This is a genomic window from Neorhizobium galegae bv. orientalis str. HAMBI 540 (assembly GCF_000731315.1).
Lineage (GTDB): Bacteria > Pseudomonadota > Alphaproteobacteria > Rhizobiales > Rhizobiaceae > Neorhizobium > Neorhizobium galegae.
Genome location: NZ_HG938353.1, coordinates 4,306,640 through 4,320,347, shown reverse-complemented (window position 1 = coordinate 4,320,347; position 13,708 = coordinate 4,306,640). Strand labels below are relative to the sequence as shown.

11 protein-coding genes are annotated in these 13,708 nt (G+C 61.4%); 10 read left to right on the top strand and 1 reads right to left on the bottom strand.

The genetic code is table 11. The features are described from left to right. Positions 1–22: 22 nt before the first annotated feature. The gene (locus RG540_RS20760; RefSeq protein ID WP_051909549.1) at positions 23–1,756 is read right to left on the bottom strand and encodes a hypothetical protein; all 1,734 of its coding nucleotides are present in this window, start codon (positions 1,754–1,756) and stop codon (positions 23–25) included. A gap of 335 nt (positions 1,757–2,091) precedes the next feature. Here RG540_RS20760 and RG540_RS20755 point away from each other — a divergent pair, with 335 nt between their 5' ends. The 10 genes from RG540_RS20755 (at position 2,092) to RG540_RS20710 (ending at position 13,640) form a co-directional block, all read left to right on the top strand. Further along, entirely contained in the window at positions 2,092–2,421 is a 330-nt protein-coding gene (locus tag RG540_RS20755) for a hypothetical protein (RefSeq protein WP_051909547.1), read from the top strand. Then, on the top strand, positions 2,418–2,786 hold the full coding sequence (locus RG540_RS20750) for a response regulator (protein ID WP_038547692.1): 369 nt from the start codon (positions 2,418–2,420) through the stop codon (positions 2,784–2,786). Before RG540_RS20755 ends, RG540_RS20750 begins: the two co-directional genes overlap by 4 nt. Then, a complete protein-coding gene (locus RG540_RS20745) occupies positions 2,783–4,807 on the top strand; it encodes a chemotaxis protein CheA (RefSeq protein ID WP_038591918.1) in 2,025 nt (674 codons plus the stop codon). Before RG540_RS20750 ends, RG540_RS20745 begins: the two co-directional genes overlap by 4 nt. Then, positions 4,804–5,319, top strand: a complete 516-nt coding sequence (locus RG540_RS20740; RefSeq protein WP_038591915.1) for a chemotaxis protein CheW — start codon at positions 4,804–4,806, stop codon at positions 5,317–5,319. Before RG540_RS20745 ends, RG540_RS20740 begins: the two co-directional genes overlap by 4 nt. 24 nt (positions 5,320–5,343) lie before the next feature. Further along, positions 5,344–7,050 carry a methyl-accepting chemotaxis protein gene (locus RG540_RS20735; RefSeq protein WP_038591912.1) on the top strand — a complete coding sequence of 569 codons (1,707 nt, stop codon included), beginning with the start codon at positions 5,344–5,346 and terminating at the stop codon, positions 7,048–7,050. Positions 7,051–7,237: 187 nt separating this feature from the next. Beyond that, entirely contained in the window at positions 7,238–9,049 is a 1,812-nt protein-coding gene (locus RG540_RS20730; RefSeq protein ID WP_038591909.1) for a methyl-accepting chemotaxis protein, read from the top strand. Between the two features lie 189 nt (positions 9,050–9,238). Further along, positions 9,239–11,161, top strand: a complete 1,923-nt coding sequence (locus RG540_RS20725) for a HAMP domain-containing methyl-accepting chemotaxis protein (protein ID WP_038591905.1) — start codon at positions 9,239–9,241, stop codon at positions 11,159–11,161. Beyond that, the gene (locus RG540_RS20720) at positions 11,161–11,652 is read left to right on the top strand and encodes a chemotaxis protein CheW (protein ID WP_038547675.1); all 492 of its coding nucleotides are present in this window, start codon (positions 11,161–11,163) and stop codon (positions 11,650–11,652) included. The genes RG540_RS20725 and RG540_RS20720 overlap by 1 nt, the downstream gene beginning before the upstream one ends. A 38-nt stretch (positions 11,653–11,690) precedes the next feature. Further along, complete coding sequence (locus RG540_RS20715) at positions 11,691–12,554, top strand: CheR family methyltransferase (RefSeq protein ID WP_038591903.1); 864 nt, start codon at positions 11,691–11,693, stop codon at positions 12,552–12,554. 3 nt (positions 12,555–12,557) lie between these two features. Beyond that, entirely contained in the window at positions 12,558–13,640 is a 1,083-nt protein-coding gene (locus RG540_RS20710) for a protein-glutamate methylesterase/protein-glutamine glutaminase (RefSeq protein ID WP_038591900.1), read from the top strand. The last annotated feature ends 68 nt before the right edge of the window (positions 13,641–13,708 follow it).

The window sequence follows — 13,708 nt, the reverse complement described above, 5'->3', positions numbered from 1 at the left end:
GGTCCGCGCAGGCGCCGGCCGATCAGAACAGGGCATCGTCGATGTCTTCGTCCGACATGGTGGTGGCGGCAGCAGCGGCTACCATCGGCGGTGCTGTGCCAAGCACCGCGGCATGCAATTCGCGTTCGGTCACCATCGTATAAAGACGGGCAATACGGCCACCGACTTCCGCGAGCGCCTCTTCAAGGCCCGGCGCTTCGAATACGTCGTCGTCGAGCGCCATCTCGTCGGCGCAGGCGCGCAGCACTTCGCCGAGTTCGGCGTTGAAGTTCAGCCGGGCGAGCGAGATATCCATCTCGCCGACCGCCGTCCTGCTCTGATCGCCGAGCGCCAGCATCTGGGCATCCATCCGGTCGCCGACCGCACGAATGTTTTCAAGCGCGTTTTCCAAACGCTGGTCGAGGCTTTGTTCGCTCTCTTCGCCGTGGACGCTGGTCAGCTTGTTGGCAGCGATTTCGAGCGTCTGGAGTTCGATCAGGATTTTTTCAGCCGTCTCGTCGAGCACCGCGGCGAAGTTGCGCAGTTCTGCGGTCACGACATTGATCGCCCTGCCTTCCTCACCGATCTTGCCGCAACGGAGGTTGGTGTTGAGCGCCATATAGTGAATGTCGGTGCGCACGACCTTGACGATGCTGATGCCGTCGAGAAGTTCCCGGACGGTATCGCTGGTCGACCGGCTGAGCTCGCCGGCGTGGTGGGCAACCTCCTCGATTTCGCGCACGGCACCGCGAGCTGCGGTCACGCCGCTCTCGAGCTGCCGGATCGCATTGTCGTTGTCGCCGCTGTCGGCATCGGTCATCGTCGCGCGCAGGGCTTCGATCTGCGACAGATCGGACCGGAAGCTTGCGACGATGGCAACGATCTTTGCGGTATCACGATCGAAGTCGGAGATGGATTGATTGAGCTGCAACGATACGAGCTTGCGGATGATCAGCGACAGGCTTTCGCGCTGGTCGCCGGTCAACCTGGCGGCCGCGGGCGATTCCAGATAATCGGAAAGGATGCGCAGGCTCGACTGGCAATGTTCGATGCGCTGGCGGGTGATGTCGCCGACCTGCATGGCCGACAGCGTCGAGGCGAGCTTCGACTGGATGCCGCTTGCAACGGTGCGCACCCTCGCGGCGCGCTCGACCAGCAGCTTGCGGTGCTTGCCGATCTCCGCCGCGCCGTTGGAGAGGCCGACAACGATCTGCGGCACCGTTTGGTCGTAGCTTGCCAGGATCGCCTTTCCCTTGACCATCACCGGTCCAAGACCGTGGCCGAGGGTGCTCAGCTTGCCTGCCAGATCGTTGACCTGGCGCGAGCCTTCCTGGATCCTTGCGAGAATTTCCTCTGCGAAACCGGCGAAATCGGCAATCCCGGCACCGGTGATCTTGGCGGTCACCGCGAAGGTGCGCAGATAGCGCAGCGTTTCCTGCATCTCTTCGATCTGAGGCCGGAGTTTTCGTTCCGCGGAGGCGATTTCCTGGAAGCCGACCTGGCGTCCGGATTCGAGTCTGGTCAGGTGCGACAGCCGCTCGACCGTGCTCTTCAGCTCGGCCATCGTGGCGTTTGCCGTTCCTTCGTCCAGCGAACCGGTCAACTGGTCGAGGGAGTTGATCAGCTTGTTCAGCACATCGAGGATCGACAGGAGCGCCGCGCCACCATCGAGAAAGCGTTCCTCGATACGCGAGCGTGCTGTTTCCATCCGGTCGACGAAGGCGAGAACGCCAGTCGAGCTACTCACGATGTCAAAAATGGATGCCCTGACAGCCATTTTGCCTCACCTTTCAGGTCCCCACGGGACCTCTGCCTGCTGAAAATACGACGATGAACTCGCCTGCATTGTTTTGGGACAGTTCCGCACCAGCAAGTTCGGGCACGGTTTTGTCCTGCGCGAGAACTACTCTGAGGGGCGATGAGTTAATTCCCGCAGAATAGCGGCGGTCGTTTGCGACTTGTGGTTAATTTTCCCGCTCATTAGCGTGGCAAAATGCAACCTATCAGTTTTGTTTCGTGAGAAATGGCCATGGTCGGTTAACTCCGCATTAACGATGCAAGTCCACATTCGGCCAGCTATTTCAGCGTTTTCGGAATTATATTGAGGTAAGAATGCCGGCTTCCGATGTTCAAGAGGATTACTTTCGCCCGCCGCAGAACCTGACTGTTCGCACGATTGCAACCGTGCAGCGGGAAATGCTGCAGTTTCTGGACAAGACCGCGTCCGCAACCATCGAACTCGACGATGATTGCCAGGTGGACATCAGCTTCATTCAACTCATGGAAGCGGCGCGCATCTACGCCGGCGCGGCCGGAAAGCAAATCGCGTTAGCCCGTCCCGCCAGCGGCCCAACGCTCGATGTCCTGAAGCGCAGCGGCTTCCTCGACGGGATGTCCGCTGAAGACCTGAAATTCTGGCTTCATCAAGGGGGTATTCAATGAGCGCCAGCATCTTAACAGTCGACGATTCCGCCAGCATCCGGCTGACGACGCGCGTCGCCCTCAGCAATGCCGGATACCAGATCACGGAAGCAGTCGACGGCATGGACGGCATCGCCAAGCTTAGCGCCAGCCAGTTCGACCTGATCGTCACCGATCTCAACATGCCGAACATGGACGGCCTGACGATGATCCGGGAACTGCGCAAGATGCCGGCCCATATGGGCGTTCCGGTCATCTTCCTGACGACGGAATCCGACAACGACATCAAGCAGGAAGCCAAGGCCGCCGGTGCCACCGGTTGGCTCACCAAGCCCTTCGACCCGGAAAGCCTGGTCAAGATCGTTCGAAAGGTACTCGGCAGATGAGCTTTCCCGATCCTATCGCGGTTTTCAGGACAGAGGCTGCCGAGCTTCTGGAACAGATCGAAGCAGGGCTTCTCGACCTGAACGTAAACCTCGGCGACAAGGATCAGGTGGACGCGGTCTTCCGCGGACTCCACACTTTGAAGGGATCGGGAGCCATGTTCGGCTTCGATGCCCTGGCCGCTTTCACCCATCATTGCGAGACGGCGTTCGACCGCGTCCGCAAGGGCGAAGTTCCGGCAACACAGGAACTGGTCACGGCTGTTCTCGAGGCCAAGGATCACATGCGTGCCCTGGTCGACACGCCGAATGGCGACCATGAGGCGACTGGCGAAGCGCTTCTCGCCAGCCTGCGCGCTGCCGTCGATGGCGCCAACAACGCCGGTTCTTCCGGCCCCGCCAAAACTGCTCCGGGCCAGAACCATTTCAAGATCCGCTTCAGCCTGCCGCAGAACGCAATGGCAAACGGCACAAATCCGCTGCCGCTTCTCGACGAACTGCGCGAGCTCGGCGAGTGCCGGATCGTGGCAGACCGCTCTGCCATCCCATCGCTCGACCTTCTCGCGCCGACCGATCTTTATGTCTCCTGGGAAGTCGAGCTTCTGACCACCCAGCCGCGGTCTGCGATAGACGACGTATTCATCTTCGTCATGGACGAGATGCAGCTCGAAGTCATAACCGTCGAGACTTCGGTCGCCGCCAAGGCACCAGCCAAGCCCGGAGCCCCGGTTACGGCATCGCAGCCCGCCACGGCGCCCCTGCCTGTTGCGACGGCACCGGTTGTCGTCCTGCATGCGGCTACGCCTGCGCCGATTGCTGCAACTCCCGTCGAGACGAAGCAGAACAAGGCGTCCGAAAACGTCCGCGTGCCCGCCGAAAAACTCGACGAGCTGATGGACCGGGTCGGCGAACTCGTCATCGCCCAGTCGCGCCTCAGCCAGCTTGCAGGCGGCAGCGGCGATCTGCAGCTGCGGGCCGTCTCGGAAGATGTGGAACGCCTTTCAGGCGAGCTGCGCGATACGATGATGGTGCTGCGCATGGTACCGGTCGCGCATCTCTTCAGCCGCTTCCGCAGGCTGGTGCACGATCTGTCGCATGAAACCGGCAAGACGATCGAACTGGTCACCGAGGGCGAAAGCACGGAAGTCGACAAGAGTGTCATCGAACGCCTGGCCGATCCGCTGGTGCATCTGGTGCGCAACTCCTGCGACCACGGTCTCGAGACCCCCGAGGAACGGCTTGCCGCCGGCAAGTCACAAGCGGGTCATATCCTGCTTTCCGCCCGCCAGCAGGCCGGCGAGGTCATCATCACCATCAAGGACGACGGCCGGGGCATCAACCGCGACCGGGTGCGCGCCAAGGCGGAATCCTCCGGGCTCATCCCGCCGAATGCCAGCCTCACCGATCAGGAACTCTACCAGCTGATCTTCCAGCCCGGCTTCTCGACGGCGCAGACGGTCACCAACCTTTCAGGCCGCGGTGTCGGCATGGATGTGGTCAAGCGGACCATCGATGCACTCCGCGGCACGATCAACGTTGCAAGCCATCCTGGCGAAGGTTCCGAGATTTCGCTGGCGATCCCTCTGACGCTCGCGATCATCGACGGACTGCTCGTGCGGGTCGGCGACGGCCGCTATGTCATCCCGCTCTCGGCGGTCGAGGAATGCCTCGAGCTCTCGATCGAAGAAGACATGCGCTCACGCGGCCGCAGCTTCATCTCGCTGCGCGACAGTCTCGTGCCATTTCTCAGGCTTCGCGATCTCTTCCGCACCGGCACCAAGCCCGACCCCTTCCAGAAGGTGGTCGTCATCTCGACAGGTTCCGAACGGGTCGGCCTGGTCGTCGACCAGATCATTGGCGATCACCAGACGGTCATCAAGGGCATGTCGAAACTGCACCATGACGTCGCGACCTTCTCGGGTGCGACCATCCTCGGCGACGGGGACGTGGCGCTGATCCTCGACGTCGGTCATCTGGTGGCCGAGGGGCAACAACAGGAGGCGCATCTGCGCGCGGCCGGATGAACGAAGCAGTCAGAAAGATTTCTCAGGACCTTTGGGGCGGCCGCGACGAGCTGGAAGTCCTGACATTCGACATCGCCGGCGAAGTTTTCGCGCTGGAAGCCTTCATCGTGCAGGAGATCCTCGATCTTCTGCCGGAGACTATGGTTCCGGGCGCCAAGGCCTTTGTCGGCAGCGTCATCAACTTCCGCGGCAAGGTCATTCCGCTTGCCGATATCCGTCTCGCATTCGGCATGGAAGCGACCAAGCCGACGATCGACAGCCGCATCATCGTCATCTCGATCGAGATCGACGGCGAATCCGTGCTGACGGGCATCCGCACGGACAAAGTGCACGAAGTGACAACGCTGCTTCGCACCGCCGGCGAGCCGCCGCCGAGCGTGGGGATGCGCTGGCGACCAGATTTCATCGATTGCCTCGTCAAGCGGGGGGCGGAATTCATCATCCTCCCGAACCTCCAGGTGATCTTCTCCGCCCAACACGACCATTCCGCGACCGGGGCCTCCCACGGTTGATCACCCTTTCGATGGATTCAAAAAATGCACGCTTCAATCAAATTTAAGCTGGCCTCGGCATTCGGTTTCATCATCATCATGCTGCTGGCGACTGCTACTTATGGCATTTTCAGCCTCAGCAGCCTGAACGACACGCTCGAAAATGTGCTGCAGGGGCCAGCCCTGCGACTGAAACTCGCCCAGAACCTGAACAACGAGCAGCTTCAGCAGATCCGCCAGCAGAAGAACCTGCTTCTGGCGGCGAATCCCGGCGAGATGCAGGGATATAGCGCGAAAAGTGACGAGGCCCGCCGCGTATTCGACGAGACGCTCAAGGCGGTCGAAGCCCGCGCGACCGAACAGGGCAAAGTCCTTTGGGGTAAGCTCTCCGCCTTCACAGCGGAATTCCGCAAGCAGGATGACCACATTCGCACCTTGATGCTGGGTGGAGATACAAGCTCTGCACTGCGTATTTCAACCACTGAGGCGCGCGTCGTCACCAACGAGATCGATGCTTTGCTCTCCGAGGTGGTCAAACTCGAAGAAAGTCGGCTCGACGACGCTAATAAACAATCGGATGTGGATTATGCTCAGACCCGACTGATCATGATCTCGGTCGCGGCAACCGCTTTCCTGATCGCCTTGCTGGCCGCCCTCTGGATCGCCCTTTCGATCAACAAGGGCCTGCGCAATGCGATCGGGGCAGTGCAGAACGTCGCCGACGGCGACCTGACCCGCTTTGCCACCATCTCCAGCAGGGACGAGATCGGTGAACTGCTCGGCTTCGTCAATACCATGATCGAGCGCCTGCGCGGCGTCGTCGGCGATGCGCTCGCCGCTTCCGACAACGTCTCGTCGGGCAGCCAGGAGCTTTCCGCCAGCTCGGAACAGCTGAGCCAGGGGGCCACCGAACAGGCCTCGTCGGCTGAAGAAGCATCCGCCTCGATGGAGCAGATGGCAGCCAATATCAAGCAGAATGCCGATAACGCCGCACAGACGGAGAAGATCGCCCGCCAGTCGTCGCGTGACGCCGAAGCGTCGGGCCAGGCGGTCGGACGCGCCGTCCATGCAATGCGCACGATCGCGGAAAAGATCTCGATCGTCCAGGAAATCGCTCGCCAGACCGACCTTCTCGCTCTCAACGCCGCGGTGGAAGCCGCACGTGCCGGCGAACATGGCAAGGGTTTTGCGGTCGTCGCTTCGGAAGTCCGCAAGCTTGCCGAACGGTCCCAGGCTGCCGCTGCCGAAATCAGCGCGCTTTCGGGCGATACCGTGCAGGTCGCGACCGAGGCCGGCGAAATGCTCAACAAGCTGGTGCCGGACATCCAGAAGACCGCGGAACTCGTGTCGGAAATCTCCGCCGCCTGCCGCGAACAGGATATCGGCGCTTCGCAGATCAACGAAGCGATCCAGCAGCTCGACAAGGTGACCCAGCAGAACGCCGGCGCCTCGGAAGAAATGTCGGCGACTTCGGAAGAGCTTGCCTCGCAGGCGGAAGAACTGCAGGCCTCGATCGCCTTCTTCCGGGTGGATCAGTCCGGCAGCAAACAGGCCAAACAGGCAAAGCGCGCTCCGGCCGCCTCCGCCGCCCGCAAGCCGATGGCAAAGCCCACGCAGGCACGTGCTGCGGGACAACACCACAAGGGCGACCATTCGGTCCTCAGCCAGCAAGCCCGCGCCAAGGGTTTTGCCCTCGACATGTCGATGGGCGGGCCGGATGCTGATGACGCGGACTTCCGCGAAAGCGCCTGAGGGAACTGAACCGATCCCGGATTGACAGGAATTCGGGATCGTCTCTCGCGTGTAAGCGGGAGGAATATCCGGGTAACCGGACCATCGCAGAAGGGTGAATGTATCGGTCTTCTCGTTTTCAACCGCGTCCCCCCGCCTGGAGGGACGCATCGACTGATGCACTTCATTGCCTTGAGGGGATAGGGCTATGCGATTTACGATCAAAGCCAAACTGACATTGGCCTTCGGCTTTCTTGTCAGCATGCTGGTTGGTACCGCCGGCTACGGAATATATAGCCTTGGCGCCGCCAATGAAGCCATGACTTACGTCACGGACGTCGCGGCAACGCGGCTCGATAAAGTCCAGCAGATGAACATGCTGTCGCTCAATCGCATCCGCGCGCAGAAGAACATGCTGCTTGCCACCTCGCCGCAGGAGATCGAAAAGTTCCTTGGCGACGGCGATAAGCTGGAGTTGCAGTTCATCACGATGCTGAACGAACTGGCTTCGACCGCGTCGGCAGACCAGAAGCCGTTCTGGGATGAAACGCGTGGGCTCGCGACGACCAACCAGGCTGCGAACGACAAGGTCGATGCCGCCGTCAAACGCGGCGACATGCAGCAAGCACTCGCTCTCTCGGCCGGAGAAAGCCGCAAGGCGATCACCGAACTCTCCACGCAGCTGGATGAATCCGTCCAAATCAATCGCGACCGGATGCAGAAGGCCAATGATGAAGCCGAAGCCACCTATTGGACCACGCGCAGCCTGATGATCACGATCGCGGTCGTTGCCGTCATCACGGCAGCGGCGACGGCGTTCTGGATCGCCCTCGGCATCGGCAGAGGCCTTACCAAGATCATGGGCGTCGCCCGGGCCGTGTCGATCGGCGATCTCAATCAGAACGTCGAAATCACGACAAATGACGAGATCAAGGATCTGGTCGATACCATCAACGCGATGACGGCCAACCTGCGCAATACGGCAACCATCGCCGACCAGATTTCCAATGGCGATCTGACCGTTTCACCGAAACCGCTCTCCGACAAGGACACGCTCGGACTTGCGCTTGAAAGCATGGTGGAACGCCTGCGCGGTGTGGTCGGCGACGCTCTTTCGGCGGCAGACAATGTCTCTTCGGGCAGCCAAGAGCTTTCCGCAAGCTCGGAACAGCTGAGCCAGGGGGCCACCGAACAGGCTTCCGCTGCCGAAGAAGCGTCCTCTTCGATGGAGCAGATGGCAGCCAACATCAAGCAGAATGCCGATAACGCCGCCCAGACGGAAAAGATCGCCCGCCAGTCGTCGCGTGACGCCGAAGCGTCTGGCCAGGCTGTCGGCCGCGCCGTCGGCGCCATGCGCACGATCGCCCAGAAGATCTCGATCGTCCAGGAGATCGCCCGTCAGACCGACCTTCTCGCTCTCAACGCCGCGGTGGAAGCCGCACGTGCCGGCGAACACGGCAAGGGTTTTGCGGTCGTCGCTTCGGAAGTCCGCAAGCTTGCCGAACGCAGCCAGGCTGCCGCTGCCGAAATCAGCGCGCTTTCGGGCGAGACCGTGCAGGTCGCGACCGAGGCCGGTGAGATGCTCAACAAGCTGGTGCCGGACATCCAGAAGACCGCGGAACTGGTTTCGGAAATCTCCGCCGCCTGCCGCGAGCAGGATGTCGGTGCGGCTCAGATCAACGAAGCGATCCAGCAGCTCGACAAGGTGACCCAGCAGAACGCCGGCGCCTCGGAAGAAATGTCGGCGACTTCGGAAGAACTCGCCGCTCAGGCGGAAGAGCTGCAGGCCTCGATCGCCTTCTTCAAGGTCGAACGGACGGGCGCAAAAGCGCGGCCGCAGCCGGGCGCCAAGGCTCACACAACAGCAAAGCCTAGCCCAAAACAGCCGTCGAAGGCTCCTGCGCCCCGTCCGGCCGGCCATTCCGTCGCAGCTCAGCAGTCACGCGCCAAGGGTTTTGCCCTCGATCTGTCGATGGGCGGTCCCGACGGTGATGACGACGACTTCCGGGAAAGCGCCTGAGCGCTCACCCCAACCAATGAGCGGGGCCGTCAGGCGGCCCCGCGATAGCCAGCGTTATTGCGTTGGTGCGAGCAACGAAGACGTTCCAGCTTCCGGCTTATCGGCCTTACCGTCGGACTTTTTTCGATCGCATCTCAGAAAATGTAAGGCAGCTCTGTCGGCTCTTTTGAAGGAATTCGGAGATTTAAGATGCGGTTTACGATCAAATTGAAACTGGGATTGGCTTTCTCCCTGTTGACGCTGCTGCTGGTCGGCATCGCGGTCTATGGCAGCCTGAGCCTGGGCAACCTCAACGAGGCCAGCGCAAAGATGGTCGACGGCCCGGTCCGTCGTCTCGAACTTGCGCTCACCGCCAATGTGAACGAGGTCGATGCAATACGCGCTCAGAAAAACGCGCTGCTGGCCACCAACCTGGCGGATGCCGCAAAATTCCACAAGGAAGCGGACGTCAACACGGAACTGATGTTCAAAGCTGTTCAGGAAGGGCTTTCGATCGCCTCCGCGGAAGGGCGGCCCTACTGGGAAAAGCTGCTGACAATCGGCAAGCAGTTCCAGCAGAAATCCGACGAGTTGCAGGCTATCCAGGCACGTGGCGATCAGGCGGGCGCTCTGGCGCTCTCCATGGGCGATCTGCGAACCATGACCGCCGATATGGGCGAGGCCATCAAGGTTCTCCTCGATATTCAGCGCAGGGGCATGGCAACTACGGAAAAAGCCAACCAGGATCTGTTCGCCACGACGATGATGGTCTTGAGCATCGCCTCGATCGCCGCCGTACTGATCGCCATCGGCGCCGCCTTCTGGATCACGCTCGGCATCAACAATGGCCTCAAGAAGATCGCGTCGGTTGCCAATGCAGTGGCGATCGGCGACCTCAACCAGAAAGTCGATGTCAAGACCAATGACGAAGTCAAGGACCTGATCGATACCGTTAACATCATGACCGGCAATCTGCGCAATACGGCGGCGATCGCCGAGCGCATCTCGGAGGGTGACCTTTCGATCGACGCCAAGCCGCTTTCCGACAAGGATACGCTTGGGCTCGCCATGCAGAGCATGGTCACCAATCTGCGCACCACGGCGCGGGTGGCCGATCAGATCGCCAATGGCGATCTGACCGTTTCACCGAAACCGCTCTCCGACAAGGACACGCTCGGTCTTGCGCTGCAGAGCATGGTGGAGCGCCTGCGTGGCGTGGTCGGCGACGCTCTTTCGGCGGCAGACAACGTCTCGTCTGGCAGCCAGGAACTGTCGGCCAGCTCCGAGCAGTTGAGCCAGGGGGCCACCGAACAGGCCTCATCGGCTGAAGAAGCATCGGCCTCGATGGAACAGATGGCAGCCAACATCAAGCAGAATGCCGATAACGCCGCCCAGACGGAAAAGATCGCCCGCCAGTCATCGCGTGACGCCGAAGCGTCGGGCCAGGCCGTCGGCCGCGCCGTCGGCGCCATGCGCACGATCGCCCAGAAGATCTCGATCGTCCAGGAGATCGCCCGTCAGACCGACCTTCTCGCTCTCAACGCCGCGGTGGAAGCCGCACGTGCCGGCGAACACGGCAAGGGTTTTGCGGTCGTCGCCTCGGAAGTCCGCAAGCTTGCGGAACGCAGCCAGGCTGCCGCTGCCGAAATCAGCGCGCTTTCGGGCGAGACTGTTCAGGTCGCGACCGAGGCCGGTGAGATGCTCAACAAGCTGGTGCCGGACATCCAGAAGACCGCGGAACTGGTTTCGGAAATCTCCGCCGCCTGCCGCGAACAGGATATCGGCGCTTCGCAGATCAACGAAGCGATCCAGCAGCTCGACAAGGTGACCCAGCAGAACGCCGGTGCCTCGGAAGAAATGTCGGCGACTTCGGAAGAGCTTGCCTCGCAGGCGGAAGAGCTGCAGGCCTCGATCGCCTTCTTCAAGGTCGACCGTGCCGGATCCAAGCAGCGAAACCAGCCGGCCCCGGCCGCCAAGCCCGCACCGGCGAAATCCAAAATCCAGTCGCCGGCAAAGGCCTATTCGGCCGGCCACTCGGTCACCGCACAACAGGCCCGCGTGAAAGGGTTTGCCCTCGACCTGTCGATGGGCGGCCCGGATGCGGACGATGACGATTTCAAGGAGAGCGCGTAATGGCAGTCATATCCTCCGAATCCCAGTTCGTGACCTTCAGCCTCGGCGATGAGATTTTCGCGGTCCCCGTCGAGGTGGTCCGCGAGATTCTCGACCACGAGGAACCCTTCAAGATCCCGCACGGCCCGGAATACCTGCTCGGCCTGCGCGATGTACGCGGACAGGGTGTGCCGGTGATCGACCTTCGTCTTCGCCTTGGCATGACGCGGACGGTCAAGACGCCACATACGCGCATCCTGGTGCTCGACGTACCGGTCGCCGATCGCGTCCTGGTGCTCGGCCTCGTCGCAGACCGGGTCTTCGAGGTCGTGCCGTTCCGCAAGGAACAGATCGAGACGGCACCGGATATCGGCGTGCGCTGGCGCTCCGATTATATCGCCGGCGTGGTGCGGCGGGAGAGCGGCTTCGTCGTCGTCGTCGATCTTGCACGGCTGTTCTCGGATTCCGGATCGGCTCTCGCCGATGTGGGGCCGCAGTCTCAGGTCGCATGACGGAATTCGCGTAACCGAATAGGTTCTTGTACGGGGGCATGTGCGTGAGTGCAGCAATGAGAAGCCAGCCGCTCGATGATCGGCTGAGCAAGCGCAACTTCGATCTGCTTTCGAAGTACATCTACGACTATAGCGGCATCAAGATGCCGCACAGCAAGATGACGATGCTGGAGGGGCGGCTTCGCCGGCGCCTGCGCGTCACGGCCATGCCGACCTTCGACAGTTATTGCGACTATCTGTTCAAGCACGGCGGCATTGAAGCGGAGTCGATCTTCCTCATCGATGCGGTGACCACCAACAAGACCGATTTCTTCCGCGAGCCGAAGCATTTCGACTACATGGTACAGACGGCGTTGCCGGACATCCTGAAGACCTATGCCGACCGGCGCATCCGCACCTGGAGTTCCGCCTGTTCGACGGGCGCCGAACCCTATACGATGGCCATGGTGCTTTCGGAATTTCTGAGTTCGTCGACGCCGGAACGCGACTATTTCGTGCTTGCTACCGATCTTTCGACCGACGTGCTGCAGAAGGCCCAGCGCGGTATCTACCAGAGCGATCTCCTGGCGCCCGTTCCGGCAGACATGATGAACAAATATGTCATGCGGCCATCCGACAAACGGCGGCAGGAAATGCGAATTTCGCCGAAACTGCGCTCCCGCGTCGGTTTCGCCCGGCTGAACCTGATGGACGAGGCCTATCCCATCGGCGATCTGATGCACATGATCTTCTGCCGCAATGTGCTGATCTATTTCGACAAGCCGACTCAGCAGCACGTGCTGTCGCGCCTTTGTGAAGCCCTGCTTCCCGGAGGTTATCTGTTCATCGGTCACTCGGAAACCGTGACCGGCTTCGATCTGCCGATCCGGCAGGTGGCAAATACTGTGTTCAAGCGGGTATGAACCATGACCGGCAAAATTCGAGTTCTGATCATCGATGACTCAGCCAGCGTCCGCCAGACCCTGACGGCCGTCCTGTCGGCGGATCCGGATATCGAAGTCATAGGCGCGGCCAGCGATCCCTTCATGGCGGCGCGAAAGCTGCGCGAGGAAATTCCCGACGTCATCACGCTCGATGTGGAAATGCCGCAGATGGACGGCATCACTTTTCTCCGCAAGCTGATGGCGCAGCATCCCATCCCGGTGGTGATGTGTTCGTCGCTGACCGAAAGCGGCTCGGAAACGCTGATGCAGGCGCTTGAAGCGGGCGCTGTCGACGTCATCCTGAAACCGAAGATCGGCGCGGCCGATCACCTCGCCGAGTCCGGCGAAAGGATCCGCACCGCGGTCAAGGGAGCTGCACGCGCCCGTGTCGGCCGGCTGCGTCCGTCACGCATTTCCGACAGCGGCACGACCGCCAAGCTTACGGCCGATGCGATGCTTCCGCCTCCCAAGCTCGGAGCCATGGCGAAGACAACCGAAATGGTCGTCTGCGTCGGCGCCTCGACCGGCGGAACCGAAGCGCTGCGCGAACTTCTCGAAGCCCTGCCGGCCAATTCTCCGGGCTTGGTCATCGTCCAGCATATGCCGGAAAAATTCACCGCCGCCTTCGCCAAGCGTCTCAACAGCCTTTGCGAAGTCGAGGTCAAGGAAGCAGCCGAAGGCGATCCGGTACTGCGCGGCCATGTGCTCATCGCCCCCGGCGACAAACACATGCTGCTCGAACGGCGCGGCGCGCGTTATGAAGTCTCGGTCCGCTCGGGTCCGCTCGTCAGCCGCCATCGCCCTTCCGTCGATGTGTTGTTCCGGTCCGCCGCCCGCTCGGCCGGCGCCAACGCCATGGGCGTGATCATGACCGGCATGGGGGACGACGGCGCCCGCGGCATGAACGAGATGCACCAGGCGGGAGCCTACACTGTGGCCCAGGACGAGGCGTCGTCGGTGGTATTCGGCATGCCCAAGGAAGCCATCGCCCATGGCGGCGTCGACAAGGTCGTGTCGCTCGAGCAGATCGCCCGGGAAATCCTCGCCGCCGATCGTCGCCGGTAAGATCTGGCAACGGATTTTTCACGTCTCGTTAACCATGTTTGGCAAGAATGGGGCAACGCATCATGAGG

Coding starts and splice junctions, on each gene's coding strand:
- RG540_RS20750 (WP_038547692.1), top strand. CDS start 2,418: ATGAGCGCCAGCATCTTAACAGTCGACGATTCCGCCAGCATCCGGCTG.
- RG540_RS20710 (WP_038591900.1), top strand. CDS start 12,558: ATGACCGGCAAAATTCGAGTTCTGATCATCGATGACTCAGCCAGCGTC.
- RG540_RS20725 (WP_038591905.1), top strand. CDS start 9,239: ATGCGGTTTACGATCAAATTGAAACTGGGATTGGCTTTCTCCCTGTTG.
- RG540_RS20735 (WP_038591912.1), top strand. CDS start 5,344: ATGCACGCTTCAATCAAATTTAAGCTGGCCTCGGCATTCGGTTTCATC.
- RG540_RS20730 (WP_038591909.1), top strand. CDS start 7,238: ATGCGATTTACGATCAAAGCCAAACTGACATTGGCCTTCGGCTTTCTT.
- RG540_RS20760 (WP_051909549.1), bottom strand. CDS start 1,756: ATGGCTGTCAGGGCATCCATTTTTGACATCGTGAGTAGCTCGACTGGC.
- RG540_RS20720 (WP_038547675.1), top strand. CDS start 11,161: ATGGCAGTCATATCCTCCGAATCCCAGTTCGTGACCTTCAGCCTCGGC.
- RG540_RS20740 (WP_038591915.1), top strand. CDS start 4,804: ATGAACGAAGCAGTCAGAAAGATTTCTCAGGACCTTTGGGGCGGCCGC.
- RG540_RS20745 (WP_038591918.1), top strand. CDS start 2,783: ATGAGCTTTCCCGATCCTATCGCGGTTTTCAGGACAGAGGCTGCCGAG.
- RG540_RS20755 (WP_051909547.1), top strand. CDS start 2,092: ATGCCGGCTTCCGATGTTCAAGAGGATTACTTTCGCCCGCCGCAGAAC.
- RG540_RS20715 (WP_038591903.1), top strand. CDS start 11,691: ATGTGCGTGAGTGCAGCAATGAGAAGCCAGCCGCTCGATGATCGGCTG.